Here is a 24860-nt window from a genome sequence, read left to right on the forward strand (position 1 = left end):
GTGTTCAGTGACCCATTCCCAGTCCGCCGTCAACGGGAATGACGGCTCCAGTGATGTACGAGGCGTCGTCCGAGGCGAGGAACTTCACCGCCGCGGCCACCTCCTCCGGCTCGGCGTACCGGCCGAGCGGCACCTGCGACACGATGCCCTTGCGCTGCTCGTCGGTGAGCGCCTTGGTCATGTCGGTGTCGACGAAGCCGGGGGCGACGACGTTGAAGGTGATGTTGCGCGACCCCAGCTCACGGGCGAGGGAGCGCGCGAAGCCGACCAGCGCGGCCTTCGAGGCGGCGTAGTTCGCCTGCCCCGCCGAGCCGAGCAGACCGACCACGGACGAGATCAGGACGACGCGGCCCTTCTTGGCCCGCAGCATGCCCCGGTTGGCCCGCTTGACCACCCGGAAGGTGCCGGTGAGGTTGGTGTCGATGACCGAGGTGAAGTCCTCCTCGGACATGCGCATGAGCAGCTGGTCCTTGGTGACGCCCGCGTTGGCGATCAGGACCTCGACGGGGCCGTGCCGCTCCTCGATCTCCTTGTACGCCTGCTCGACCTGCTCGGCGTCGGTGATGTCGCACTTGACGGCCAGGAAGCCCGCCGGGGGCTCGCCCGAGCGGTACGTGATGGCGACCTTGTCGCCGGCGTCGGCGAAAGCGCGGGCGATGGCGAGGCCGATGCCCCGGTTGCCTCCGGTGACGAGAACCGAGCGGCTCAACGGATCACCCTTTCATCAGCGGTCTACAACGTTCCGACAATCCGCCCGGTCACCCGGGTGCCGGGCGGGACAGGCGGCTTCCCCGAAAACCTATCGGTCCAGCCACGACCACGGACAATCGGGCACCGACAGTGACACATCCTCGCTCCTGTCGGATTCCTACAGACGGCGCAGTCGCGCGGTCGTGTCCATTTAGATCAACGGCCGCCCTCCTCGCGCTCGGCCAAGAGCAGCGCCAGGGGGTCTACGTCTCCGGGTACCTCGTAGTGCGGCATGGCGTGCCGGTCGGCAGCGGTGACCGGCTTGAGCTTGATCTTCCCCTGAGCCACCAGGTGCGCATACCGACCCATGGGGCTCTCGGCCGACGGCTGTACGGCGATCACGTCCTCACCTCGACCCGATTGCGGCGCACTCCGCCCATACGGTCTTGCCGGGGCCGTTTCGGGGGCTGGTGCCCCAGCGGGTGGCTACGACGTCGATCAGAAGGAGGCCCCGGCCTCCCTCGGCGGTGGGGTCCTGGGCGGGGAGCTTGGGGTGCGCGGGGTGGGTGTCAGAGAGCTCGATCCTTACGCGGTCGGGTGTGTGGTGGAGGCGGAGTTCGAAGTCTCTGCCGGGTACGCGGCCGTGGAGTACGGCGTTCGCGGCGAGTTCGGCGACGACGAGGGCGACGGCCTCGGAGAGGGGGGTGCCGTACGGGTGGCCCCACTGGTCCAACTGGTGCACGGCCAGGCGGCGGGCGAGCCGCGCACCCCGGCGGGTGGCGGAGAAACGCTGCGCGAACGTACGTACGGTGACTGCCTCTTGGGCGGGTGTGGGCGACATACGTCCAGCGTGGGGAGTCCCTCCGGGGGGCCAACAGGAACGAAGCCCATACAACTCCGCTTGTATCAGTGCACACTCTGGACTGGGTGGGTTACTCCCCGTGACGATGAGCGGATCGGCCGGGTTGAGCGGGGTGCGCGAAAGGTGGGCGGCGATGGTGGCAGAACACGGGGCGGAAGCTTCCGACAGCCTGAAGATGTTCGGCGCGGTACTCAAGTCACTGCGAGACCAAGGGGGCCTGACTCAGGAGGAGTTCGCTCTCCGGGTGCAGTACTCGGCGCCCTACATCGCCAAGATCGAGCAGGGGAAACGGTTTCCTCCGGCGGACTTGCCCGCGCGAGTGGCGGGCGTCCTGGGTGAGGACGCGGCGAAGGTTCTCACTGCGGCGGCCAAGACCCTGACGAGGCGGTCGGGGCTGGCGACCTGGTTTCAGCAGTGGGCGGGGATCGAAGAGGAAGCGATCTCCCTGTACGCCTACGAATGCCGAGTGATTCCGGGGCTGTTACAGCCGGAGAGCTACATCCGCGCGGTGTTCGACCAGCAGATCCCTCCCCTGTCGGAGGAGCAGTTCGAGCAGCAGGTGGCCGCTCGGCTGGAGCGCCAGCGCATCTTGGACGAACGTCCGAACACGGCGTTCTCCTTCCTCATCGAAGAGGCCGTACTGACGCGCGGTCTCGGCGGCGTGGAAGTGACGCGGGACGTCGCCAGAAACCTCTTGGAGCAGGGCAGCCGACGGAACGTCGAGATCCTCCTCATGCCGCTCCACCAGGTGGACCACTGCGGCATCGACGGGCAGATGTACCTCGCCGAACGCGACAGTCACCAGTGGGTCGGGTACATCGAAGGGCACGATTGCAGCACCCTGCTCAGCCAGCCCAAATTGGTGAGTTCCATGCTTCAACGCTATGGGAAGATGCGCTCACAGGCGCTGGGGCACCTGGCCACCGCGAAAGTGCTGAGAGACCTGCAAGGAGCGCTATGAGCACCGAACTGACATGGTTCAAGAGCAGCTACAGCGGCACGGGTGGCGGCAACTGTGTCGAGGTCGCCATGCGCCCCGGTGCGATCCACATCCGCGACTCCAAAGACCCCCGCATCACCCCCCTCACCGTCACGCCGGAGGCGTGGACCGCGTTCACTACCCTCGCGGACGCGCCCCCGCGGAGCTGAGTTCCGCCAGTTCCGCCGGCTTGAGTTCGATCTCCGTGGCTCCGGCCGAGTCCTGAATTGAAGCCGGGCGGCCGGACCCCGGTATCGGGATCACCGCCGGGGAGCGGCTCAGCAGCCACGCCAGAGCGACCCGCTGCACACTGACCCCGCGTTCGGCCGCGATGCGGTGGAAGGGCGTACCCGCAGAGGTCGATCCGGACGGCCCGTCCAGCGCGCTGCGCGAGATGCCGCCCAGCGGGCTCCAGGGCAGGAAGGCCAGTCCGAGCCGGGTGCTGAGCTCCAGCGTGGGCTCCGCGTCCCGGACGGCGGGCGAGTACTGGTTCTGCACCGAGACCAGCGCGTCGCCGAGGATGGCGTGGGCCTCATGGATCTGGTCCGTGGTCACGTTGGAGATCCCCGCGAAGCGGATCGTGCCGGCCTCGAACAGTTCTCGCAGCGCGCCGACCGACTCCGCCCAGGGCACGTCGGGATCGGGCTTGTGGAGCTGGTACAGCCCGATCACCTCTCCTCCCAGTCGGGCGAGGGAGGCTTCGGCGGCGGCCTTCAGATGCGCGGGAGCGCCGTTCACCGTCCAGCCGCCGTCACCCGAGCGGCCCCGGCCTCCCTTGGTGGCGACCAGGACGTGCGAGGTGTCGCCGCCGTAACGGGAGAGTGCGCGGGCGACGAGGAGTTCGTTGTGGCCACGTTCGCCGGCATGCCAGTAGTAGCTGTCGGCGGTGTCGATGAGGGTGATGCCCGCGTCGAGGGCGGCGTGGACGGTCGCGACGGCCCGGTCCTCGTCCGGGCGGTGCTCGATGGACAGGGGCATGGCGCCCAGGCCGATCGCGCTGACCTTGGTGCTCCCCAGGCGGCGGTACTTCATCTGCACGTCCTCCGGTACGGGTACGGGTTCAGAGTGCCGGTGCGGCAAGGACTTCGGTCACGGCGCCGGGCAGCCACTCGGCGGTGTGGGAGAAGGTGAACCCCAGCCGTTTCGCCCGGGCGTTGCTCATGGCGTAGTGGCGGTCGAAGGAGAACGGCGAGGCTGCCTCACCCGGGGCGGCGGTCCGGTACGACGGCTCCCGGCCGGTCCGCGCGGCGATCACCGCGCTCAGGTCGCGTGCGTCGAACAGGCCGTCCGAGCAGGCGTTCAACGGGCCGGTGAAGTCCGTGGAGGTGGCCCAGAACACCACGTCGGCCAGTTCCCGGTAGTGGATGAAGACGGAGGGCAGCATCGCGGGGTGCACGACGACCGGTCTGCCCTCGGTGACGCGCTCGACGTAGTGGGCCAGTCGGCCGGTGAACTCCTCCGCGCCGCCGCCGAGTACATGGGCGGCGCGTACCGGGACGAACGCGAAACCGGCGTGCCGGGTGAACGCGGCTTCCGCCTGGCGCTTGCCCTCGGCGTAGTGCGCCTCCAGGTAGGCGGCGTCGTGCCAGGGCAGATCCGTGCGCACGGGCCAGGTGGCCGGGTCGACGGCCTCCTCCGGCACCGGTGTGCCGGGCGGGAAGAGGGGCAGCGCGGCGGTCGCGGGGTCGTAGACCTCGATGGTGGACGTCATGACGTACCGGCGGGTGCGGCCCCGGAAGGCGCGGGCGGCGGCGGTGGCCTGCACCGGTGTGTAGCAGACCTGGTCGACGACCGCGTCGAAGGTGCGCGAGGCGAGGGCGGCGGTGAGGGCTCCCTCGTCGTCGCGGTCGACGACGAGGTGCTCGACGCCGTCGGGCGGCGGAGCGGAGCCACGGTTGATCACCGTGACGTGGTGTCCGGCGGCCCGCAGGCGCTGGACCAGGAGTTTGCCGAAGTACCGGTTTCCGCCGATGACGCAGATCCTTTGCATGCCCTCATCCTGGGCACCTAAAGTCACCAGCAGAAGTCATGACTTGGTGGGTACGTATTAAGGATCACTGTTGATCGACGTACAGCGGCTGCGCGTGCTGCGGACGGTTGCGGAGCACGGCAGTTTCAATCAGGCGGCGGCTGCCCTGCGCCTGACCCCCTCGGCCGTCTCCCAGCACGTCGCGGCCCTCGAGCGCAGCCTCGGTACGCGGGTCGTGGAGCGCAGTACCCGGGGGGTGACCCTCACCCAGGCCGGTCACATCATGGTGGGCGCCGCCGAGTCGGTGGCCGCCGAACTGACGCACGCCAGGCGGGAGATCGACCGGCTGGGCACCGGCCTTACCCAGTTCACCGTCGCCACGTTCACCAGTGGGGGCCGCCTCCTGCTGCCCGGCGCCCTCTCCCGGCTGACGTCCGCCCATCCCGGCACCGTGGTCCATGTCCGGGAGGCCGAACCGGAGGAGGGCCTGCTGCTGGTCCGTCAGGGTGCCGTGGACGCCGCCCTCACCTACCACTTCGACGGGCCACTGCCCGGCCGGCCGGGCCGGAGGACAGCGGTGGAATGGACCGCGCTGATGGCGGACCCCCTGCACATCGTCCTTCCCGAGGCACATCCCCTGGCCGACCGCCAGACGCTCGACATCGCCGAGCTGGCGGAGGAGCCCTGGGTGCTCGGTTGCCTCAAGACCGAGGCGTACTTGCGTCGGTACGCGGAACGAGCGGGTTTCACACCGGAGGTACGCGGCACGACGACTGACTATTTCTTCGCCTGCTCGCTCGTCGCTGCGGGCCTGGGTGTCTCCCTGATCCCCTCCATCGCACTGGCCTCGACGTTGCCGGGGCTGCGGGTCGTCCCGGTCTCTCCGCCGGCGCCCGCTCGTCACATCGGCGTCGCCGTGCCACAAGGCCGCGGCCACCACCCTTCCGTGGCGACGCTGCTCCGGGCACTTCAGGACGGGGCCGCGGCGGCGAGTTGAGCGAGGGCCTCACGACTGCGGACGACTCCTCCCCGGGGTGGCGAGGGAGGCTTCGCCCAGGCACTATCGTGCCCCCATGCCCGGTGACCTGATTCGCATCGTCTCCCGCAACTCCCCCATGGCGCTCGCCCAAGTGGAGCGTGTCCGCGCGGAGTTGGCCGTGCTCCATCCCCACGTGCGTACCGAGGTGCTGCCGGTCACCACCACCGGCGACCGGTGGATGGGGGACCTCGCGGCGGTCGAAGGCAAGGGAGCCTTCACCAAGGAGGTGGATGCCGCCCTGCTCAGGGGCGACGCCGACCTCGCCGTGCACTGTATGAAGGACGTGCCCGGCGACCGCCCCATCCCGGCAGGGACCCTCTTCGCCGCCTACCTCAAGCGGGACGACATCCGGGACGCCCTGGTCGACCCGCAGGGCCGCACCCTGGACCAGCTCCCGGACGGGACCAGGATCGGCACCTCGTCCGTGCGCCGTGTCGCGCAGCTCGCCGCCTCCCACCCGCACCTCGACTGTGTGCCCATCCGGGGCAACGCGAACAAGCGCCTGGAGAAGATGGCGGCGGGAGACGCCGACGCGCTGATCCTGGCCGTGTCCGGGCTGGAGCGCATCGAACGGATGGACGCCGTCACCGAGGTGCTGACGCTGGAGACGATGCTCCCGCCGATCGGCGCGGGCGTCCTCGCCCTCCAGTGCCGCGAGGACGACACCGAGACGGTCGACATCGTCAGCGGACTGGGCGACCCGGCCACCCACCGCGAGACCACCGCCGAACGGATGCTGCTCCACGTCCTCCAGGGACACTGCAACTCACCGATCGCCGGGTACGCCCGCACCGAGCGCTCCGGTGAACTCTCGCTGCGCGCCGCCGTGTTCACCCCCGACGGCAAGACCGTCCTCCAGGCGCACGAATGGGCCGGACGCCTCGACCCCGCCACACTCGGCACCTCCGTCGCCGTCGCTCTGCTCCGCCAGGGCGCGCGGGAACTCATCGACGGCATCGCCCACTGAGCCGACCGGGACCGGTCACCGGAGCGACGTATCCTCCAGAGCACCCCACCCCGTGCAGGAGGAACCCACCCGTGGCTCAACAGATCGACCCCTCCTTCCTGGCGCTCCCTCTGAGGGCCCTCGCCGATGCCGCGCTGGCGCGGGCGCGTGCGCTGGGGGCCGAGCACGCCGACTTCCGGCTGGAGCGGGTGCGCAGCGCGTCGTGGCGGCTGCGGGACGGTCGGCCGGCCGGGTCCTCGGACACCACCGACCTGGGGTACGCGGTCAGGGTCGTGCACGGGGGCAGCTGGGGGTTCGCCTCAGGGGTGGACCTGACCATGAACGGCGCCGCCAAGGTCGCCTCGCAGGCCGTGGCCATGGCCAAGCTGTCCGCTCAGGTGATCAAGGCGGCTGGGTCGGACGAGCGTGTGGAGCTGGCCGACGAGCCCGTGCACGCCGACAAGACGTGGATCTCCTCGTACGAGATCGACCCCTTCACCGTGCCGGACGAGGAGAAGTCCGCGCTGCTCGCCGACTGGAGCGGGCGCCTGCTGGCCGCACAGGGCGTCGACCACGTGGACGCCTCGCTCACCACCGTCCACGAGAACAAGTTCTACGCCGACACCGCGGGCACCGTCACCACCCAGCAGCGCGTCCGGCTGCACCCCGAGCTGACGGCCGTCTCCGTGGACAGCTCCAGCGGGGAGTTCGACTCCATGCGCACCCTGGCCCCGGCGGCCGGGCGAGGCTGGGAGTACCTCACGGGCACCGGCTGGGACTGGGACGCCGAACTCGAACAGATCCCTGAGCTGCTGGCCGAGAAGATGCGCGCCCCGAGCGTCGAGCCGGGCCTGTACGACCTGGTGGTGGACCCCTCCAACCTGTGGCTGACCATCCACGAGTCCATCGGCCACGCCACCGAACTGGACCGCGCCCTCGGCTACGAAGCCGCGTACGCCGGCACCTCGTTCGCCACCTTCGACCAGCTCGGCAAGCTCAAGTACGGCTCCGAACTGATGAACGTCACCGGTGACCGCACCGCCGAACACGGCCTGGCGACCATCGGCTACGACGACGAGGGCGTGGCCGCGCAGTCCTGGGACCTGGTGAAGGACGGCACCCTCACCGGGTACCAACTCGACCGTCGCATCGCCAGGTTGACGGGCTTCGAACGCTCCAACGGGTGCGCCTTCGCGGACTCCCCCGGTCATGTCCCGGTCCAGCGCATGGCCAACGTGTCGCTCCAGCCCGACCCGGCCGGGCTGTCCACCGAGGGTCTGATCGGCGGGGTGGACCGGGGCATCTACGTGGTCGGTGACCGGTCCTGGTCCATCGACATGCAGCGCTACAACTTCCAGTTCACGGGCCAGCGCTTCTTCCGGATCGAGAACGGGCGCATCACCGGGCAGCTCAGGGACGTCGCCTACCAGGCCACGACCACCGACTTCTGGGGTTCGATGGCCGCCGTGGGCGGTCCTCAGACCTACGTCCTGGGCGGTGTCTTCAACTGCGGCAAGGCCCAGCCGGGCCAGATCGCCGCCGTCTCCCACGGCTGCCCCTCCGCCCTGTTCCGGGGCGTCAACATCCTCAACACCACGCAGGAGGCCGGGCGATGAGCGCGCGGAGCAGCAAGCCGTACGAGATCGTCGAGCAGGCCCTCGCGCTGTCCCGGTCGGACGGCTGTGTCGTCATCGCGGACGAGGAGTCGAGCGCCAACCTGCGCTGGGCGGGCAACGCGCTCACCACCAACGGGGTGACCCGTGGCCGTACCCTCACCGTGATCGCCACCGTGGACGGGCAGCAGGGCACCGCCTCCGGGGTGGTCTCGCGGTCGGCGGTCACGTCGGCCGAGCTGGAGCCGCTGGTGCGGGCCGCCGAGGCCGCGGCGCGGGCGGCCGGGCCCGCCGAGGACGCGCAGCCGCTGGTCACCGGAGTGCCGGACTCCCCCGACTTCAGGGATGCGCCCGCCGAGACCTCCTCGGCCGTCTTCGCGTACTTCGCCCCGGCGCTCGGTGAGGCGTTCGCCCGCGCGCGGGCCGGCGGCCGCGAGCTGTACGGCTTCGCCAGTCACGAGACCGTCTCCACCTACCTGGGCACCTCCACCGGCCTGCGCCTGCGGCACGACCAGCCGACCGGCACCCTGGAGCTGAACGCCAAGTCCCCCGACCACACCCGCTCGGCCTGGGCCGGCCGCTCCACCCGCGACTTCAAGGACGTCGATCCGGGCGCCCTGGACACCGAGCTGGCCGAGCGCCTCGGCTGGGCGGAGCGCCGCGTGGACCTTCCGGCCGGGCGGTACGAGACGCTGCTGCCCCCGTCCGCCGTGGCCGACCTGCTGATCTACCAGCTGTGGTCCGCCTCCGGCCGGGACGCCGCCGAGGGCCGCACGGTGTTCTCCAAGCCGGGCGGCGGCACCCGCTCCGGCGAGCGGCTGAGCGAACTGCCGCTGACCCTGCGCAGCGACCCCGACGAGCCGGGCCTCGGCTGTGCGCCGTTCGTGGTCGCCCACTCCTCCGGCGGCGACCGCTCGGTGTTCGACAACGGGCTGCCCGTACGGGCCACCGACTGGATCAAGGACGGTGTCCTCGATCGCCTCACCACCACCCGGCACAGCGCGGCCCTGACCGGTCTGCCGCTCGCCCCGGCGATGGACAACCTGATCCTGGACGGCGGCGGCGACCGCTCGCTCGCGGAGATGGTCGCGGCCACCGAGCGCGGTCTGCTGCTGACCTGCCTCTGGTACATCCGCGAGGTCGACCCGGCGACCCTGCTGCTCACCGGCCTCACCCGCGACGGCGTCTATCTCGTGGAGAACGGTGAGGTCACCGGCCAGGTGAACAACTTCCGCTTCAACGAGTCACCGCTCGGCGTGCTGGGCCGGGCCACCGAGGCGGGCCGCACCGGGCAGACGCTGCCGCGCGAGTGGAGCGACTGGTTCACCCGGGCCGCGATGCCCGCTCTGCGCATCCCGGAATTCAATATGAGCTCTGTCAGCCAGGGCGTATAACCTCGTAGTCGGCTGTCACCCGACCGCCGCATGATCATCGAGGAGACGCGAGAACCGTGACGGACATCGTCGACGAACTGAAGTGGCGTGGGCTGATCGCCCTCTCCACCGACGAGGACGCATTGCGCAAGGCGTTCGCGGACGGTCCTGTCACGTTCTATTGCGGCTTCGACCCGACCGCGCCCAGCCTGCACCTCGGCAACCTGGTCCAGATCCTCACGATGCGCCGCATCCAGGACGCGGGCCACCGTCCGCTGGGCCTGGTCGGCGGCGCCACCGGTCTGATCGGTGACCCCAAGCCCACCGCCGAGCGCACGCTGAACGCGCCGGAGATCGTCGGCCAGTGGGTGGAGCGGCTGCGCGCGCAGATCCAGCCGCTGCTGGACTTCGAGGGCCCGAACGCGGCCGTGATGGTCAACAACCTGGACTGGACTCAAGGGCTGTCGGCCATCGAGTTCCTGCGGGACATCGGCAAGCACTTCCGGGTCAACAAGATGATCGCCAAGGAGGCCGTCTCCCGGCGGCTGAACTCCGACGCGGGCATCAGCTACACCGAGTTCAGCTACCAGATCCTCCAGGGCATGGACTTCCTGGAGCTGTACCGGCGGTACGGCTGCACGCTCCAGACCGGCGGCAGCGACCAGTGGGGCAACCTCACCTCGGGCACCGACCTGATCCACCGGGTCGACCCGGACGCCGTGGTGCACGCGCTGGGCACCCCGCTGATCACCAAGGCGGACGGCACCAAGTTCGGCAAGACCGAGTCCGGCACCATCTGGCTCGACGCGGAGATGACCACGCCGTACGCGTTCTACCAGTTCTGGCTGAACGCGGACGACCGGGACGTCTCCAAGTTCCTGCGGATCTTCAGCTTCAAGTCCCGCGAGGAGATCGAGGAGCTGGAGCGGCTGACCGAGGAGCGTCCGCAGGCCCGTGCCGCGCAGCGCGCGCTGGCGGAGGAGCTGACGACGCTGGTGCACGGCGCGGAGCAGACGGCCGCCGTGGTCGCCGCGTCCAAGGCGCTGTTCGGCCAGGGTGAGCTTGCCGAGCTGGACGAGCGCACGCTCGCCGCCGCGCTGTCCGAGCTGCCGCACATCCAGGTCGCCGAGCTGGGCCCGGTGGTGGACCTGCTCGCCGAGGTGGGCCTGGTCGCCAGCAAGTCCGCCGCGCGCCGCACGGTGAAGGAGGGCGGGGCCTACGTGAACAACGTCAAGGTCGCCGCCGAGGACGCCGTACCGGCTGCCGGTGAGCTGCTGCACGGGCGCTGGCTGGTGCTGCGCCGGGGCAAGAAGAACCTGGCCGCGGTCGAGGTCACGGGCGCCTGAGCCTGAGAGAGGGCGGCTTCCCCGGTCCGGGGAGGCCGCCCTCCGTCATACCCGCATTCCGTCCTACCCGCCCTGTCATACCCGCTCCGTCACACCCGCTCCTCGGCCTTGCGCTTCCGCCGCTTGCCGAGTGTCGCCATGTAGAGCATGTCGACGAAGAACACGATGATGATCGCCGCGACCAGCTGGAAGATGTGCCTGCTCCAGTCGATGCCGCGCGTCTCGGCGACCCCCAGCCCGCGGGCGATCGCGTTACCCACGAGGGCGCCCAGGATGCCGCAGATGGTGGTCAGCCACAGCGGACTGTGCTGCTTGCCGGGAATGATCGCCTTGGCGAGCAGACCCAGCACGAATCCCACGATGATCGCCCACAGCCAGCCCATGGCGGCCTCCTCGTCCGGTCCGACCTGATCGATCTGATCGTCCTGGCCAGTCTGGGGGCGCCCTGGGCGGGGCGCATGCCGGGCGCACCCGGATGGTGGGCGTTCCCGCAGGCCGGGCGGCGCCCCGGTATCGAGCGCGGCGCCGTGGCGGCGTACCGTTGGGGGGTGTCCCGGTCCGGTTCCCCGACGGGCCCGGACGCGGCTTCGGGCCGGGGATGGTCCCATGCGGGCAGATGGTGGACTGATGGGCAAGCAGCGTGGCGAGGTTTTCCGGATCACCGGCGCCCGGACCGGACTGGCCGAGGACGTGCGGGGCCGGCAGCGGCGGTACGTCATCTCCATGTCGGTCCGGACGGTGTCGGTGATCCTGGCCGCCTCGCTGTGGAACGTGGAGCGGTACGTCGCCATCGTGGCGCTGGTGCTCGGCGCCCTGCTGCCGTACGTCGCCGTAGTGATCGCAAACGCGGGCCGGGAACGGCCGCAGTCGCTGCCGTCGACCTTCGTCGCCATGCCGTCCAGGCCGATGATCACACCGCCGCGTGACGAGGAGTCCGGGGCGCGGACGGAATCCGGCCCACGGCAGGCGTCGGCGGAGCCGGGGGCGGAGTCTCGCGGGGAACCTTCCGACCGAGCCTGAGCAGCGTGGGAGCGGAAAAAGCGGAAGACGACTTCCCGCCAAGCTCAGGAAAAGCTCAGATCAATCATGCTGTTCCTGTGCCGGTCGGCCAGTCGTGCGTGACATACTGCGTACGCGCTCCGCATCCCCCGTCGGAGCGACAGACCGACGCCGGGCAGCTCCCCCCGTGGCTGCTCGGCGTCGCCTTGTTCGCGGTCGTTTCCGCGTGAATTCCCTCTGCAATTCCCTCTGCGAGAATCTCCCTGTGAGCGATACACCGATCTGTTCCGCGAAGGGCTGCCGAGCCGACGCCGTGTGGGTGCTGGCGTGGAACAACCCGAAGATCCACACCCCTGAGCGGCGCAAGACCTGGATCGCCTGCGAGGAGCACCGCGAGCATCTGTCGCAGTTCCTCGGCGTGCGGGGCTTCCTCAAGGACGTCGTCGCACTGAAGGACTGGGAGGAACCGGGAGCCTGACGGCCCTGGTTCAGCCGCCGATCGCGGACATCGGGCGGTCCGGCTGCACGAAGGTCGGGTCGTCCAGGCCCGCGCCCGCCTTCTTGCCCCACATCGCCTTGCGCCACAGCTCGGCGATCTCCTCGTCCGACGCGTCGGAGCGCAGCAGGGCGCGCAGGTCGGTCTCCTCGGTGGCGAACAGGCAGGTCCGTATCTGCCCGTCGGCGGTGAGCCGGGTGCGGTCGCAGGCCGCGCAGAACGGGCGGGTCACCGAGGCGATCACGCCGACCCGCTGCGGGCCGCCGTCCACCAGCCAGCGTTCCGCCGGGGCCGAACCGCGCTCGCCCGCGCCTTCGTCCGTGAGGTCGAAGCGGGTGCGCAGGGAGGCCAGGATGTCCTGGGCGGTGACCATGCCCTCGCGCTTCCAGCCGTGCTGGGCGTCCAGCGGCATCTGCTCGATGAACCGCAGCTCGTACGCGTGCTCCAGGGCCCAGGCCAGCAGGTCGGGGGCCTCGTCGGCATTCAGGCCCGGCATCAGGACGGAGTTGACCTTGACCGGGGTGAGGCCGGCGTCGGCGGCGGCCTGGAGGCCGTCCAGCACGTCCTGGTGGCGGTTGCGCCGGGTGAGGGTCTTGAAGACGTCGGGGCACAGGGTGTCCAGGGAGACGTTGACCCGGTCCAGGCCCGCCTGCTTCAGGGCGGCGGCGGTGCGCTTGAGGCCGATGCCGTTGGTGGTGATGGACATCTGAGGGCGTGGCTCCAGAGCCGCGACACGCTCCACGATGCCGACCAGGCCGGGGCGGAGCAGGGGCTCGCCACCGGTGAAGCGGACCTCCTCGATGCCGAGCAGGCGCACCGCGAGGTCGATGAGGCGGACGATCTCGTCGTCCGTGAGCAGGTCGGGCTTGGCCAGCCACTGCAGGCCCTCTTCGGGCATGCAGTAGGTGCAGCGAAGGTTGCACCGGTCGGTCAGCGAAACCCTCAGGTCGGTGGCCACTCGGCCGTAGGTGTCGATGAGCACGTGGGCCCCCTCCCTCGTTCTCCGGACCGTTTTTTTCCCTGTCACCTGCGAGCCTACGCGAGACCTCGGACATCGACAGCCGCGCGTTTCCCGGCGGGGGCCACGTGGCGCACGGACAACGGCCGCGCCGCGCGGGTGTGCTGCCCGCGCGGCGCGGCCGTGAGGTGTCCTCGACGGGTGGCTCAGTGCGCCCCGGTGCCGGTCAGGGACCGTACCTCCAGCTCGGCGTACTTCTCCGCGTCCGGGACCTCCTTGGACAGCAGGGTGCCGACCGCGCCCAGCAGGAAGCCGACCGGGATCGAGATGATGCCGGGGTTCTCCAGCGGGAACCAGTGGAAGTCGACGTCGGGGAACATCGAGGTGGGCTTGCCGGAGACGACCGGGGAGAACAGCACCAGGCCGACCGCGGTGACCAGACCGCCGTAGATCGACCACAGGGCTCCGGAGGTGGTGAACCGCTTCCAGAACAGGCTGTAGAGGATCGTCGGCAGGTTCGCCGAGGCGGCGACGGCGAAGGCCAGCGCGACCAGTCCGGCCACGTTCAGGTCGCGGGCGAGGGCGCCGAGCACGATGGAGACGGCGCCGATGCCGACGGTGGCGTAGCGAGCGGCGTTGATCTCCTGCTTCTCGGTGGCCTGGCCCCTCTTGATGACGTTGGCGTAGATGTCGTGGGCGAAGGACGAGGAGGAGGCCAGGGTGAGGCCCGCGACGACCGCGAGGATCGTGGCGAAGGCGACGGCGGAGATGCTGGCCAGCAGGATGGCGCCCCAGTTGGAGTCCACTCCCCCGAGGTGCAGGGCGAGCAGGGGGGCCGCGGTGTTGCCCGCCTTGTTGGAGGCGATGATCTCCTCGGGCTTGATCAGCGCGGCGGCGCCGAAGCCGAGGGCGAGGGTCATCAGATAGAAGGCGCCGATCAGGCCGATGGCCCAGATCACGGACTTTCGGGCGGCCTTGGCGGTGGGGACCGTGTAGAAGCGGATCAGGATGTGCGGCAGGCCCGCGGTGCCCAGGACCAGGGCGATGCCGAGGGAGATGAAGTCCAGCTTGGAGGTGCCGGTGGCGCCGTACTTCAGACCGGGCTCCAGGAAGGCCGAGCCCTTGCCGCTGTTGCCGGCGGCGCTGCCCAGCAGGTCCGACACGTTGAAGTCGAACTTGAGCAGCACCAGGAAGGTCAGCAGCAGGGCGCCGGCGATCAGCAGCACCGCCTTGACCATCTGGACCCAGGTGGTGCCCTTCATGCCGCCGATGGTGACGTACACGATCATCAGGACGCCGACCAGGGCGACGATGCCGATCTTGCCGCTGTCGCTGGTGATGCCGAGCAGCAGCGAGACCAGGACACCGGCGCCCGCCATCTGCGCGAGCAGGTAGAAGATCGACACCACGATGGTGGAGGTGCCGGCGGCGGTGCGCACCGGGCGCTGGCGCATCCGGTAGGCCAGCACGTCGCCCATGGTGTAGCGGCCGGAGTTGCGCAGCGGCTCGGCGACCAGGAGCAGGGCGACCAGCCAGGCGACCAGGAAGCCGATGGAGTACAGGAAACCGTCGTAGCCGAAGAGGGCGATGGCGCCCGCGATGCCGAGGAAGGACGCGGCGGACATGTAGTCGCCGGAGACGGCCAGGCCGTTCTGGAAGCCGGTGAACTGGCGGCCGCCCGCGTAGAAGTCGGCGGCGTCCTTGGTCTGGCGGCCCGCCCAGACGGTGATGACCAGGGTCGCGGCGACGAACACCGCGAACAGGGAGATGATCAGCGTCCGGTGTTCACTGGCCTCGCCGGCCGCGAGCAGGGTGTGCTGAGCGGGGATCGTGTGCTGAGCGCCGATCATGCGCCGCCCTCCATCCGGGACTTGATGGCCGCGGCCTTGGGGTCGAGCTTGGCGGCGGCGTGCCGCGCGTACCACCAGGCGATGAGGAACGTGGTGAGGAACTGGGCGAGGCCCAGCACGAGGGCCACGTTGACGTTGCCCGCGACCTTGGTGCCCATGAAGTCGCCCGCGTAGCAGGAGAGCAGCACGTAGAGCAGGTACCACGCGATGAAGGCGATCGTCAGAGGGAACGCGAAGGAGCGGTGGGCGCGGCGCAGTTCACCGAACTCCGCGCTCGCCTGCGCCTCGGTGAACTCCTCGGGGGAAGGAAGTGGGTGCTTCGCGGGGGGCGGTGTCTCGGTCGCCACTCAAGTCTCCTCGCGTCACGGACGGGCGGTTGCCGACCTCACTGGAACGGAGATCACGTTACCGGGCGTCAACGCGCGACTCCCCGTTGTGATCTTCCGGGGGGCGCGATCCGGCCGTGCCCCCTCGTTGACGCACACGGCCCGGCGCGTACGCCGGTTCACGCGGGCCCGGCTCTTTCGGAGATCCGCGCCACCGGGATAGCTTCACCTTGTTCCACCCGTCATGTACCTGCCCGAGCGCCACCCGTGCCTCGGGCCGTTTCGTTTCCGGATGATGTGGAGATCCCATGGCTCATCTGCGCTCCCGGCGCCGGTTCGCTCCGGCCGTCCCGGTCGTGCTGTCGCTGACCGCCTCGCTCGGCTTCCTGCCGACGGCGGCCTCGGCGGCCCCGTCCACGGCCCTGACGACGCGGGCGGCGGAGGGTTCCGGCACCACGTACGACGGCCCGAGCCTGTCGTACGTGGTCAACACGAGAACGGACCATCGCACGATCGAGTCGGTGCGCCGCGCGATAGGACGCAACGGCGGCACCGTCGTGGCCAGTTACGACCGTATCGGCGTGATCGTGGTCCACTCCGCCAACCCGGACTTCGCCAAGTCGATCCGCAGGGTGTCCGGGGTCTCCTCGGCCGGTGCCACCCGTAACGCGCCGCTGCCCGCGCAGTCCACCACCGACCTGGGCGCGCCGAAGCCGCTGAGCGCGGCCGAGGTGGCGAAGGCCGAGGCGGTGGACGGGCAGGACCCGTTGGAGCCGCTCCAGTGGGACCTGCCCGCCATCAAGGCGGACAAGGCCCATGAGAAGACGCTCGGCAGCAGCAAGGTGACGGTCGCCGTCATCGACACCGGGGTGGACGACACCCACCCGGACATCGCGCCCAACTTCGACCGGGCCGCGTCCGTCAACTGCGTCTCCGGGGCGCCGGACACGACAGACGGCGCCTGGCGGCCGAGTGCGGCGGAGTCCCCGCACGGTACGCATGTCGCGGGCGAGATAGCGGGCGCCAAGAACGGCGTCGGCATCACGGGCGTGGCGCCGGGCGTGAAGGTCTCGGGCATCAAGGTGAGCAACCCGGACGGCTACTTCTACACCGAGGCCGTGGTCTGCGGCTTCGTCTGGGCGGCCGAGCACCACGTGGACGTCACCAACAACAGCTATTACACCGACCCGTGGTACTTCAACTGCACCGGCGACCCGGACCAGAAGGCCCTGGTGGACGCCATCACCCGGGCGACGAGGTACGCGGAGAGCAAGGGCACGGTCAACGTCGCGGCGGCCGGCAACGAGAACTACGACTTCGCCGCCGACTCGATCACCGACTCCTCCTCCCCCAACGACGGCACCCCCTCGGACCGGACCGTCGACCCCCGCAAGTGCTTCGACATACCCACCCAGCTCCCGGGGGTGGTGACGGTCGCGGCGACCGGCGCGAAGGGCGTCAAGTCGTCGTTCTCCAACTACGGCCTCGGCACCATCGACATCGCGGCCCCCGGCGGCGACTCGACCGCCTACCAGACCCCCGCCCCGCCGGCCGTCAGCGGCCTCATCCTGGGCCCGCTGCCCGGCGGCAAGTGGGGCTACATGGCCGGTACGTCGATGGCCTCGCCGCATGTCGCGGGCGTCGCCGCGCTGATCAAGTCGACGCACCCGCACGCCCCCGCCGCGGCGGTCAAGGCGCTGCTGTACGCGGAGGCGACCGCCACGCCGTGCACCGACCCGTACGACATCAACGGTGACGGCAAGGTCGACGCGGTGTGCGAGGGCACGAAGAACCGCAACGGCTTCTACGGCTGGGGGATCGCGGACGCGCTGAAGGCGGTCACGCGCTAGGTCGTGTACCCGCAGGCGGGCGGCGCGCTCATGGAGGTGCGGCAGACGGGCGCTTCCTTGTGGGGCCGGGGCGGCTGGTGCATAGTGCAGCGATGATCGATCCCATGATCAAGTCCGCCTGGGTCGCACTGGGCGGCGATCGCGCGCTGCTCGCGCGGCTGGTCTGCGTCGAGCGCCCGGGGGCCCTGATCGCCCGCCTTCCCGTGCAGCGGCTGGCGCGTGCGTGCGTGGGCACGTGCGCGCTGGCCGCCGCCGAGCTGGGCGCGCTGCGGGCCGGGCTCGGCGCCGTGCCGCGCGCCGTGGTGGACGACGGCGCGGTCGTCACCGCCTTCCACAGCGAGCGGGTGCTGCGGATCGACGGCCGCGCCCCGGTCAACTTCGCGCCGTTGTCCCGCTGGTGGCGGGCGGCATACGGCTGGGTGCGCACCCACGCCAACTACCCGCACCACCGGCTCCGTCTCCTCGACGCGCTGGGCCTGCCCGACGGTGCCACCCCCGAGGAGGTGGAGCGGCTGCTCCTCGAACGCTCCGCCCTGGAGATCGAGGAGACGGTGTACGCCGCCGGCGGCCTGGCGGTGGCCCTGCGCACCCCCGGACAGTGGGCGGCACATCCGCAGGCCGCCGAGGTGGCCCGGCGCCCACTGGTGGAACGCACCCCGATCGGCGCGGCCTCGGCACGCGAACTCCCGCCCCTGGAAAGGGAATCCGCGCCCCTGCTGCCTGCCGCCGGGCTGCGCGTCCTGGACCTCACTCGCGTCCTCGCCGGGCCCGTCGCCACCCGCACCCTCGCGCTGCTCGGCGCCGACGTGCTGCGCGTGGACGGGCCCGGGCTGCCCGAACTGGCCGACCAGCACGCGGACACGGGCTTCGGGAAGCGGTCCGCCACCATCGAACTCACCGCAGACACCAAGGTGCTGGAGGAACTGCTGGCCTCCGCCGACGTGGTCGTCACCGGCTACCGCCCCGGCACCCTCGACCGCTTCGGCCTCTCCCCCGAGGCACTGGCCGAGCGGTACCCCGGTTTGATCGTCGCCCAGATCTCGGCGTGGGGCGCGTACGGGCCCTGGGGCGAACGGCGCGGCTTCGACAGCCTCGTCCAGGTCGCGACCGGCATCGCGGCCACCGAGGGCTCGACCATGGAGCCCGGCGCGCTGCCCGCGCAGGCCCTGGACCACGGCTCGGGCTATCTGATGGCGGCGGGCATCCTGCGGGCCCTGGGCGAACGGTCCCGCGACGGCCAGGGCCGACTGGTGCGCCTCGCGCTCGCCCGGACCGCGCGCTGGCTGACCGACGAGGCCGGACGTGACCCGCGCCCGGGCGGCCCGGGCTACGAGGGCCCGGACGCGTGGCTGGCCGAACGGGACAGCCCCCTGGGGCGGTTGCGGTACGCCCGGCCCCCGGTGTCGTTCACCGGCGGGCCGGCCGACTGGGCCGCCCCGCCGGTTCCCTGGGGGTCGAGCGCGGCGGCCTGGAGCTGATCGACAGGGATCAGCCGTTGGTGACGAGGACCTTCAGGGCCGTGCGCTCGTCCATCGCCTTGTAGCCGGCCGGGACGCCCTCGATGTCCACGGTCATGTCGAACACCGGGGAGGGGTCGATGGTGCCGTCCAGGACGTCGGGCAGCAGCTCGGGGATGTAGGTGCGGACCGGGGCGACACCGCCGCGCAGGGCGATGTTGCGGTCGAACATGACGCTGAGGTCCAGGCCGGTGCCGCTGCCGTGGGGCACGCCGACGAAGCCGATGGCGCCGCCGTCGCGGGTGATGTTGACGGCCGTGTTCATGGACTGCTCGGTGCCGACCGCCTCGACGACGGCGTGCGCGCCCTGGCCCCGGGTCAGCTCACGGACGGCCGCGACGGCTTCCGCACCGCGCGCGGCGACGACGTCGGTGGCGCCGAAGCGGCGGGCGATGTCGGTGCGCGCCTCGTGGCGGCCGAGCGCGATGATCCGCTCGGCGCCGAGCCGCTTGGCGGCCAGCACCGCGCACAGGCCGACCGCGCCGTCACCGACGACGGCGACCGTGGCGCCGGGGCGTACGCCCGCGCCGAGGGCGGCGTGGTGGCCGGTGCCGAGCACGTCGGACAGGGTGAGCAGGCCGGTGAGGAGGTGCTCGTCGGAGGCCGCCTCCTTGGGCAGCCGGACCAGGGTGCCGTCGGCGAACGGGACGCGCACGGCCTCGCCCTGGCCGCCGTCGTAGCCGACGGAGCCCCAGAAGCCGCCGTGCACGCAGGACGTGGTCAGGCCCTCGGCGCAGTACTCGCAGGTGCCGTCGGACCACATGAACGGCGCGACCACGAGGTCCCCGCGCTTCAGGGTGCCCACCTCGGAGCCGGTCTCCTCCACGACACCGAGGAACTCGTGCCCGATCCGCTGCCCCTGCTGCCGGGCCGCCTCGCCCCGGTAGGCCCACAGGTCGCTGCCGCAGATGCAGGCGCGCAGCACCCGTACGACGGCGTCGGTGGGCAGCTGCACGATCGGCTCGGGCACGTCCGCCACACGCATGTCGTACGGGGCGTGGATGGTGGTGGCGCGCATGGCGGAGGTCCTTCTCGTACAGGGAGGCGGGGGCGCCCGGAAGTCGCCCGAGCGCACCACACGGTACGCCGTCGCGGGGCCGGTTCGCGCCGCGAGGGGCTCCGGACCAGCGGGGACGTCCTCAAGAGCGGTTCCCCGTACCGCCCTTGAGGACGTACACCCATGCGAGGCGCAATCCGGCCGGTGGGTGCGAACCCCTGGGCGGCCCGGCTGTCGGTCGTGACCCGTATCCTCATTGACCATGCTCGAAGACCCCGCGACCGCAGTGTCCTCGCCCACCCAGTGGCCGGCCGTGTATCCGAAGGGATACGCGGTCGTCGACGTCGAGACCACCGGACTGGCCCGCGACGACCGGATCATCTCGGCGGCCGTGTACCGGCTGGACGCGCGCGGCGAGGTCGAGGACCACTGGTACACCCTGGTCAACCCCGAACGCGACCCGGGCCCGGTGTGGATACACGGCCTGACGAGCGACGTGCTCGAAGGCGCCCCGCTCTTCGCTGAGGTGGCGGAGGAGTTCGCGGCCCGGCTGGCGGACCGCGTGCTGGTCGCGCACAACGCGGTCTTCGACTGGCAGATGATCGCGCGGGAGTACGCGCGCGCCCGGCGCGAGCCGCCGGTGCGGCAGCGGCTGTGCACCATCGCGCTCTCCAAGGAGCTCAGGCTGCCGCTGCCCAACTTCAAGCTGGAGTCGCTGGCCGCGCACTTCGGGGTCGTGCAGCAGCGCGCGCACCACGCGCTGGACGACGCGCGGGTGCTGGCCGAGGCGTTCCGGCCGAGTCTGCGGGCCGCGGCGGCGGACGGGGTGCGGCTGCCGCTGCTGGAGTGCCGCCCGCTCACCGAGTGGTCGGACAGCCCGCGCATCGGCCGTCAGGCGACCGGTCCCTACGGCGGCGGACAGGGCGGCGGCTGGCGCCCGGCCCGCAAGCGGCCCGCCTGCCCGCACCCCAACCCCGGCCGGTACGAAGCGGGCAAACGTCTCAAGCAGGGCATGCGGGTGGCCTTTTCGGGTGACACCTCCACCGAGCGCGAACTGCTGGAGGACCGGGCCACGGAGGCCGGGCTGCACGTGGCCACCAGCCTGTCCCGGCTGACCAGCCTGCTGGTCACCAACGACCCCGACTCGGGCACCTCCAAGACGGCGAAGGCCCGCCAGTTCGGCACCCCGGTCATCGACGAGGCCGCGTTCGGGCAACTGCTCCGGGACGTCGAGGACGCCGAGGGTGCTGCGGACGCCGACCGATAGCCGTACGGACGGGTGATTCCCCGCGATTCGCGCCCGTCCCCGCTCGCCCGACGACCGGGGACGGCTCACGCTGTGGCGCATGGCGAGATGCGAAGTTTGCGGCAATGACTACGGAATGACCTTCGAGGTCCACGCACAGGGCGCGGTGCACGTCTTCGACTGCTTCTCCTGTGCCATCCACCGCATGGCACCGATCTGCGAGCACTGCCGGGTGCAGATCATCGGTCAGGGCGTCGAGGTGGAGGGCCACTGGTACTGCGGCGCCCACTGCGCCCGCGCGGAGGGGAAGGCGGGGGTGGTGGACCGGGTCTGACCCGGTACCCGCCCGAATGCGCCCCACGGCCCGGAGGTACCGTCGTGGGGTGCACCGCTACCGCTTCCTGCTCACCCGCCAGTGGGTGATCCTCACCCTCGTCGTGATCGCGCTGATCCCGACGATGATCAGGCTCGGTATCTGGCAGCACCACCGGTACGAGGAACGCACCGCCCGCAACAATCTGGTCGCCCGGGCCCTCGACGCCGCCCCGGTGCCCGTGGAACGGCTCGCCGCCCCCGGCCGCGCCGTCACCCACTCCGACAAGTACCGCACCGTCACCGCGACCGGCACCTTCGACACCGCCCACGAGGAGGTCGTCCGGCGCCGGACCAACGCCGACGACGAGGTGGGCTTCCACGTCCTGACCCCGCTGAAGCTGACCGACGGCCGGGTGCTGCTGGTCAACCGGGGCTGGATTCCGGCGAACGGGGCCCAGACCGACTTCCCGAAGATCCCCGCGCCCCCGGCCGGGAAGGTCACGATCACCGGCCGGCTGAAGGCCGACGAGACCACCGCGGCGAGCGGCATCAAGCAGCTCGCGGGGCTGCCGGACCGCCAGGTCATGCTCATCGACAGCGCGGACCAGGCCAAGCGCCTCGGCGCGCAGGTGCTCGGCGGCTATGTCGAGCAGACCGCGCCGGAGCCCAAGGGCGGTACGCCGGAGCAGATCTCCAGCCCCGGCAGCGAGGACGCCCCGCTGAACTACGCGTACATGATCCAGTGGTGGCTGTTCGCCGCCGCCGTGCCCGTCGGCTGGTGGTTCCTGGTCCGGCGCGAGCTGCGCGACCGGGCGGCGGCCGCGGCACAGGAGAGCCGGACCGAGGCGGAACCCGCCACCGTGTGAGCCGGCCGTCACTCCCCCGGCGCACCACCTGATTGGCCGTCAGCCCGCACGGGGAATCGCCATCCCGTGAACCCGCGCATCGAGGACTACGCCGTCATCGGCGACGAGCAGACCGCCGCCCTGGTCGGCCGGGACGGCTCGATCGACTGGCTGTGCCTGCCCCGCTTCGACTCCGGCGCCTGCTTCGCCAAGCTGCTGGGCGACGAGGACAACGGCTACTGGCGGATCGCGCCGAAGGGCGCCGGCACCTGCACCCGCCGCGCCTACCGCCCCGACACCCTCGTCCTGGACACCGAGTGGGACACCCCCGAGGGCACACTGCGCGTCACCGACCTGATGCCGCAGCGCGAGAAGGTCCCGGACGTCGTACGGATCGTGGAGGGCGTCAGCGGCCGAGTCACCGTGCGCAGCACGCTGCGGCTGCGCTTCGACCACGGGTCCATCGTGCCGTGGATGCGCCGCTCCGACGGGCACCGGGTGGCCGTCGCGGGCCCGGACTCCACCTGGCTGCGCTCCGAGCCGCACGTACGGACCTGGGGCGAGGACCTCGGCACGCACTCGGAGTTCACCCTCGCCGAGGGCGAGCGGGTCGCGTTCGTGCTCACCTGGCACCCCTCGCACCAGCCGCGCCCCCGCCTGATCGACCCGTACAAGGCGCTCAGCTCCAGCGTCCGGGACTGGCGGCGCTGGACCGCCCGCTGTCGTTACGACGGGCCGTACCGGGACACCGTGGTCCGCTCCCTGATCACCCTCAAGGCCCTCACCTACGCGCCGACCGGCGGGATCGTCGCGGCGGCCACCACCTCGCTGCCGGAGTGGCCGGGCGGGGTGCGCAACTGGGACTACCGCTACTGCTGGCTGCGCGACTCCACCCTCACCCTCAACGTGCTGCTCGCCGCGGGCTACCACGAGGAGGCCGAGGCATGGCGCGACTGGCTGCTGCGGGCCGTCGCGGGCAGCCCCGAGGACCTCCAGATCATGTACGGGGTCGCGGGCGAGCGCCGGCTGCCGGAGACCGAGCTGCCCTGGCTCGCCGGGTTCGCGGGCTCGGCCCCGGTCCGCGTCGGCAACAGCGCGGTGGACCAGCTCCAGCTGGACGTGTACGGCGAGGTGATGGACTCCCTGTGGCTGGCCCGGCAGTCGGGGCTGTCGGCCCGGCCGCACATGTGGGCCCTGCAGTGCGCGCTGATCGACTTCCTCGAGGAACAGTGGCGGCAGCCGGACGAGGGGCTGTGGGAGGTACGCGGCGGGCGCCGGCAGTTCACGCACTCCAAGGTGATGGCGTGGGTCGCCGTGGACCGCGCCGTACGCACCCTGGAGGAGCACCCGGAGCTGGAGGGCGACCTCTCCGGCTGGCGGGCGCTGCGCGACGAGATCCACGAGGAGGTGTGCGCCAAGGGCTACGACCCGGAACGCAACACCTTCACCCAGTACTACGGCTCGCGCGAGCTGGACGCGTCGCTGCTGCTGATCCCGCGCGTGGGCTTCCTGCCCCCGGACGACCCACGGGTGATCGGCACGGTCGACGCGGTCGCGGCCGACCTGGGCGACGGGGGCTTCGTGCGCCGGTACGACACCGAGAACCCCGGGGGCCCGGTGGTCGACGGGCTGCCCGAGGGCGAGGGTGCCTTCCTCGCCTGCTCCTTCTGGCTGGCCGACGCCCTGCACATGACCGGCCGCACCGAGGAGGCCCGCGAGCTGTTCGAGAAGCTGGCGGGGCTGGTCAACGACGTGGGTCTGCTGGCCGAGGAGTACGACCCGGTGGCCGGCTGCCAGCTGGGCAACTTCCCGCAGGCGTTCAGTCACATCGCGCTGGTGAACACCGCCCTCACGCTCTTCGGCACCGAGGAGGCAGGATAGGAGCATGGATCTTGGACTGAAGGACCGGGTGTACATCGTCACCGGCGCATCGCGGGGCCTCGGCAACGCGGCCGCGCGGCAGCTCGTCGCGGACGGGGCGAAGGTGGTCGTCACCGGCCGGGACGAGCAGCGGGTGGCGGACGCCGCCGCCGAACTGGGCCCGGACGCGGTGGGCGTGGCCCTCGGCAACGCCGAGGCGGACGCCCCGGAGCGGCTGATCACGCTGGCCCGTGAGCGCTTCGGGCGTTTCGACGGCATCCTCATCAGCGTCGGCGGCCCGCCGCCCGGCTTCGTCGCGGACAACACCGACGAGCAGTGGCGGGACGCGTTCGAGTCGGTGTTCCTCGGCGCGGTGCGCTTGGCCCGCGCGGCGGCGGCCGAGCTGGAGCCGGGCGGTGTCATCGGGTTCGTGCTGTCGGGTTCGGTGCACGAGCCGATCGCCGGGCTGACCGTCTCCAACGGGCTGCGGCCGGGCCTGGCCGGGTTCGCCAAGTCCCTCTCCGACGAGCTGGGCCCGCGCGGTATCCGCGTCGTCGGCCTGCTCCCGGCCCGGATCGACACCGACCGGGTGCGCGAGCTGGACAGCATGTCCGCCGACCCTGTGGCCACCAGGGCGGCCAACGAGTCCCGCATCCCGCTGCGCCGCTACGGTGCGCCGGAGGAGTTCGGCCGGGTGGCCGCGTTCCTGCTGTCCCCGGCCGCGTCCTATCTGACGGGCGTCATGCTGCCGGTCGACGGCGGCATGCGGCACGGCTTCTAGCCG

The 24860-nt window shown here is 71.2% G+C and carries 26 protein-coding genes; 16 read left to right on the forward strand and 10 right to left on the reverse strand.

Annotation, left to right across the window (positions count from 1 at the left end; all coding sequences use genetic code 11):
• Positions 1-4 precede the first annotated feature (4 nt).
• The 3 genes from fabG to ACIGA3_RS00150 all read right to left on the reverse strand — a co-directional run bounded on the left by fabG (position 5) and on the right by ACIGA3_RS00150 (position 1531).
• Positions 5-709 carry a 3-oxoacyl-[acyl-carrier-protein] reductase gene (gene fabG, locus ACIGA3_RS00140; protein WP_350908392.1) on the reverse strand — a complete coding sequence of 235 codons (705 nt, stop codon included), beginning with the start codon at positions 707-709 and terminating at the stop codon, positions 5-7.
• Between the two features lie 197 nt (positions 710-906).
• Positions 907-1092, reverse strand: coding sequence for a hypothetical protein (locus ACIGA3_RS00145; protein ID WP_399708447.1), 186 nt, complete (start codon positions 1090-1092; stop codon positions 907-909).
• Positions 1093-1096: 4 nt separating this feature from the next.
• Positions 1097-1531, reverse strand: a complete 435-nt coding sequence (locus tag ACIGA3_RS00150; protein WP_399708450.1) for an ATP-binding protein — start codon at positions 1529-1531, stop codon at positions 1097-1099.
• Positions 1532-1685: 154 nt separating this feature from the next.
• On the opposite strand from ACIGA3_RS00150, the gene ACIGA3_RS00155 reads away from it, so the two are divergent.
• Positions 1686-2513 (forward strand): helix-turn-helix domain-containing protein, encoded by an 828-nt coding sequence (locus ACIGA3_RS00155; RefSeq protein ID WP_399710735.1) that lies wholly within the window; start codon positions 1686-1688, stop codon positions 2511-2513.
• Positions 2510-2701: a DUF397 domain-containing protein gene (locus ACIGA3_RS00160; protein ID WP_399708453.1), complete on the forward strand. Its 192-nt coding sequence runs from the start codon at positions 2510-2512 to the stop codon at positions 2699-2701. Before ACIGA3_RS00155 ends, ACIGA3_RS00160 begins: the two co-directional genes overlap by 4 nt.
• Here the strand turns inward: ACIGA3_RS00160 and ACIGA3_RS00165 are convergent.
• Together ACIGA3_RS00165 and ACIGA3_RS00170 are read right to left on the reverse strand one after the other, a co-directional pair.
• On the reverse strand, positions 2670-3563 hold the full coding sequence (locus tag ACIGA3_RS00165; protein ID WP_399708456.1) for an aldo/keto reductase: 894 nt from the start codon (positions 3561-3563) through the stop codon (positions 2670-2672). The genes ACIGA3_RS00160 and ACIGA3_RS00165 overlap by 32 nt on opposite strands.
• A gap of 28 nt (positions 3564-3591) precedes the next feature.
• On the reverse strand, positions 3592-4521 hold the full coding sequence (locus tag ACIGA3_RS00170) for an NAD-dependent epimerase/dehydratase family protein (protein ID WP_399708458.1): 930 nt from the start codon (positions 4519-4521) through the stop codon (positions 3592-3594).
• A 70-nt stretch (positions 4522-4591) separates the two neighbouring features.
• Here ACIGA3_RS00170 and ACIGA3_RS00175 point away from each other — a divergent pair, with 70 nt between their 5' ends.
• From ACIGA3_RS00175 to tyrS, 5 genes are all read left to right on the forward strand, one after another.
• Positions 4592-5497, forward strand: a complete 906-nt coding sequence (locus tag ACIGA3_RS00175) for a LysR family transcriptional regulator (protein WP_399708461.1) — start codon at positions 4592-4594, stop codon at positions 5495-5497.
• Positions 5498-5573: 76 nt separating this feature from the next.
• Positions 5574-6506 carry a hydroxymethylbilane synthase gene (gene hemC / locus ACIGA3_RS00180; RefSeq protein ID WP_399708464.1) on the forward strand — a complete coding sequence of 311 codons (933 nt, stop codon included), beginning with the start codon at positions 5574-5576 and terminating at the stop codon, positions 6504-6506.
• 71 nt (positions 6507-6577) lie between these two features.
• On the forward strand, positions 6578-8101 hold the full coding sequence (locus ACIGA3_RS00185; RefSeq protein WP_399708467.1) for a TldD/PmbA family protein: 1524 nt from the start codon (positions 6578-6580) through the stop codon (positions 8099-8101).
• The gene (locus ACIGA3_RS00190) at positions 8098-9492 is read left to right on the forward strand and encodes a metallopeptidase TldD-related protein (RefSeq protein ID WP_399708469.1); all 1395 of its coding nucleotides are present in this window, start codon (positions 8098-8100) and stop codon (positions 9490-9492) included. The genes ACIGA3_RS00185 and ACIGA3_RS00190 overlap by 4 nt, the downstream gene beginning before the upstream one ends.
• A gap of 56 nt (positions 9493-9548) precedes the next feature.
• The gene (gene tyrS / locus ACIGA3_RS00195; RefSeq protein WP_399708475.1) at positions 9549-10817 is read left to right on the forward strand and encodes a tyrosine--tRNA ligase; all 1269 of its coding nucleotides are present in this window, start codon (positions 9549-9551) and stop codon (positions 10815-10817) included.
• A gap of 89 nt (positions 10818-10906) precedes the next feature.
• On the opposite strand, the gene ACIGA3_RS00200 is transcribed toward tyrS, so the two are convergent.
• The gene (locus ACIGA3_RS00200) at positions 10907-11200 is read right to left on the reverse strand and encodes a GlsB/YeaQ/YmgE family stress response membrane protein (RefSeq protein WP_399708477.1); all 294 of its coding nucleotides are present in this window, start codon (positions 11198-11200) and stop codon (positions 10907-10909) included.
• 244 nt (positions 11201-11444) lie between these two features.
• Between ACIGA3_RS00200 and ACIGA3_RS00205 the strand changes: the two genes are divergently transcribed.
• Both ACIGA3_RS00205 and ACIGA3_RS00210 read left to right on the forward strand, forming a co-directional pair.
• On the forward strand, positions 11445-11837 hold the full coding sequence (locus ACIGA3_RS00205; protein WP_399708480.1) for a DUF3099 domain-containing protein: 393 nt from the start codon (positions 11445-11447) through the stop codon (positions 11835-11837).
• A 244-nt stretch (positions 11838-12081) separates the two neighbouring features.
• On the forward strand, positions 12082-12294 hold the full coding sequence (locus ACIGA3_RS00210; protein ID WP_161148290.1) for a hypothetical protein: 213 nt from the start codon (positions 12082-12084) through the stop codon (positions 12292-12294).
• 10 nt (positions 12295-12304) lie between these two features.
• Here the strand turns inward: ACIGA3_RS00210 and moaA are convergent, their stop codons facing one another.
• The 3 genes from moaA to ACIGA3_RS00225 all read right to left on the reverse strand — a co-directional run bounded on the left by moaA (position 12305) and on the right by ACIGA3_RS00225 (position 15467).
• Positions 12305-13294 carry a GTP 3',8-cyclase MoaA gene (gene moaA, locus ACIGA3_RS00215; RefSeq protein ID WP_399708483.1) on the reverse strand — a complete coding sequence of 330 codons (990 nt, stop codon included), beginning with the start codon at positions 13292-13294 and terminating at the stop codon, positions 12305-12307.
• A 182-nt stretch (positions 13295-13476) separates the two neighbouring features.
• Positions 13477-15120, reverse strand: coding sequence for a cation acetate symporter (locus ACIGA3_RS00220; RefSeq protein ID WP_399708486.1), 1644 nt, complete (start codon positions 15118-15120; stop codon positions 13477-13479).
• On the reverse strand, positions 15117-15467 hold the full coding sequence (locus ACIGA3_RS00225) for a DUF485 domain-containing protein (RefSeq protein ID WP_399708489.1): 351 nt from the start codon (positions 15465-15467) through the stop codon (positions 15117-15119). The genes ACIGA3_RS00220 and ACIGA3_RS00225 overlap by 4 nt, the downstream gene beginning before the upstream one ends.
• A 287-nt stretch (positions 15468-15754) precedes the next feature.
• Here ACIGA3_RS00225 and ACIGA3_RS00230 point away from each other — a divergent pair, with 287 nt between their 5' ends.
• Together ACIGA3_RS00230 and ACIGA3_RS00235 are read left to right on the forward strand one after the other, a co-directional pair.
• Positions 15755-17296: a S8 family peptidase gene (locus ACIGA3_RS00230; protein ID WP_399708492.1), complete on the forward strand. Its 1542-nt coding sequence runs from the start codon at positions 15755-15757 to the stop codon at positions 17294-17296.
• A gap of 92 nt (positions 17297-17388) precedes the next feature.
• On the forward strand, positions 17389-18774 hold the full coding sequence (locus tag ACIGA3_RS00235) for a CoA transferase (protein WP_399708494.1): 1386 nt from the start codon (positions 17389-17391) through the stop codon (positions 18772-18774).
• Positions 18775-18784: 10 nt separating this feature from the next.
• Here ACIGA3_RS00235 and ACIGA3_RS00240 read toward each other — a convergent pair whose 3' ends face one another.
• Positions 18785-19831 carry a zinc-dependent alcohol dehydrogenase family protein gene (locus tag ACIGA3_RS00240; RefSeq protein WP_399708496.1) on the reverse strand — a complete coding sequence of 349 codons (1047 nt, stop codon included), beginning with the start codon at positions 19829-19831 and terminating at the stop codon, positions 18785-18787.
• Positions 19832-20072: 241 nt separating this feature from the next.
• Here ACIGA3_RS00240 and ACIGA3_RS00245 point away from each other — a divergent pair, with 241 nt between their 5' ends.
• From ACIGA3_RS00245 to ACIGA3_RS00265, 5 genes are all read left to right on the forward strand, one after another.
• Positions 20073-21077 carry a DEDDh family exonuclease gene (locus ACIGA3_RS00245; protein WP_399708498.1) on the forward strand — a complete coding sequence of 335 codons (1005 nt, stop codon included), beginning with the start codon at positions 20073-20075 and terminating at the stop codon, positions 21075-21077.
• A 79-nt stretch (positions 21078-21156) separates the two neighbouring features.
• Positions 21157-21390: a hypothetical protein gene (locus tag ACIGA3_RS00250; RefSeq protein ID WP_078858611.1), complete on the forward strand. Its 234-nt coding sequence runs from the start codon at positions 21157-21159 to the stop codon at positions 21388-21390.
• A 16-nt stretch (positions 21391-21406) separates the two neighbouring features.
• A complete protein-coding gene (locus ACIGA3_RS00255; RefSeq protein WP_399708501.1) occupies positions 21407-22237 on the forward strand; it encodes an SURF1 family protein in 831 nt (276 codons plus the stop codon).
• Between the two features lie 66 nt (positions 22238-22303).
• The gene (locus ACIGA3_RS00260; protein ID WP_399708504.1) at positions 22304-24097 is read left to right on the forward strand and encodes a glycoside hydrolase family 15 protein; all 1794 of its coding nucleotides are present in this window, start codon (positions 22304-22306) and stop codon (positions 24095-24097) included.
• A 4-nt stretch (positions 24098-24101) separates the two neighbouring features.
• Positions 24102-24857, forward strand: a complete 756-nt coding sequence (locus ACIGA3_RS00265) for an SDR family oxidoreductase (RefSeq protein ID WP_399708506.1) — start codon at positions 24102-24104, stop codon at positions 24855-24857.
• Positions 24858-24860: the final 3 nt, after the last annotated feature.

Source organism: Streptomyces sp. NPDC085596, from assembly GCF_044541565.1.
GTDB lineage: Bacteria > Actinomycetota > Actinomycetes > Streptomycetales > Streptomycetaceae > Streptomyces.

Bases quoted from the DNA above. Each gene is read 5' to 3' on its own strand.
- ACIGA3_RS00155 (WP_399710735.1), top strand. From the start codon at position 1,686: ATGGTGGCAGAACACGGGGCGGAAGCTTCCGACAGCCTGAAGATGTTC.
- hemC (WP_399708464.1), top strand. From the start codon at position 5,574: ATGCCCGGTGACCTGATTCGCATCGTCTCCCGCAACTCCCCCATGGCG.
- ACIGA3_RS00220 (WP_399708486.1), bottom strand. From the start codon at position 15,120: ATGATCGGCGCTCAGCACACGATCCCCGCTCAGCACACCCTGCTCGCG.
- ACIGA3_RS00255 (WP_399708501.1), top strand. From the start codon at position 21,407: ATGCGCCCCACGGCCCGGAGGTACCGTCGTGGGGTGCACCGCTACCGC.
- ACIGA3_RS00205 (WP_399708480.1), top strand. From the start codon at position 11,445: ATGGGCAAGCAGCGTGGCGAGGTTTTCCGGATCACCGGCGCCCGGACC.
- ACIGA3_RS00240 (WP_399708496.1), bottom strand. From the start codon at position 19,831: ATGCGCGCCACCACCATCCACGCCCCGTACGACATGCGTGTGGCGGAC.
- ACIGA3_RS00250 (WP_078858611.1), top strand. From the start codon at position 21,157: ATGGCGAGATGCGAAGTTTGCGGCAATGACTACGGAATGACCTTCGAG.
- ACIGA3_RS00235 (WP_399708494.1), top strand. From the start codon at position 17,389: ATGATCGATCCCATGATCAAGTCCGCCTGGGTCGCACTGGGCGGCGAT.
- ACIGA3_RS00190 (WP_399708469.1), top strand. From the start codon at position 8,098: ATGAGCGCGCGGAGCAGCAAGCCGTACGAGATCGTCGAGCAGGCCCTC.
- ACIGA3_RS00170 (WP_399708458.1), bottom strand. From the start codon at position 4,521: ATGCAAAGGATCTGCGTCATCGGCGGAAACCGGTACTTCGGCAAACTC.
- ACIGA3_RS00150 (WP_399708450.1), bottom strand. From the start codon at position 1,531: ATGTCGCCCACACCCGCCCAAGAGGCAGTCACCGTACGTACGTTCGCG.
- ACIGA3_RS00245 (WP_399708498.1), top strand. From the start codon at position 20,073: ATGCTCGAAGACCCCGCGACCGCAGTGTCCTCGCCCACCCAGTGGCCG.
- ACIGA3_RS00230 (WP_399708492.1), top strand. From the start codon at position 15,755: ATGGCTCATCTGCGCTCCCGGCGCCGGTTCGCTCCGGCCGTCCCGGTC.
- ACIGA3_RS00265 (WP_399708506.1), top strand. From the start codon at position 24,102: ATGGATCTTGGACTGAAGGACCGGGTGTACATCGTCACCGGCGCATCG.
- ACIGA3_RS00160 (WP_399708453.1), top strand. From the start codon at position 2,510: ATGAGCACCGAACTGACATGGTTCAAGAGCAGCTACAGCGGCACGGGT.
- ACIGA3_RS00200 (WP_399708477.1), bottom strand. From the start codon at position 11,200: ATGGGCTGGCTGTGGGCGATCATCGTGGGATTCGTGCTGGGTCTGCTC.
- ACIGA3_RS00165 (WP_399708456.1), bottom strand. From the start codon at position 3,563: ATGAAGTACCGCCGCCTGGGGAGCACCAAGGTCAGCGCGATCGGCCTG.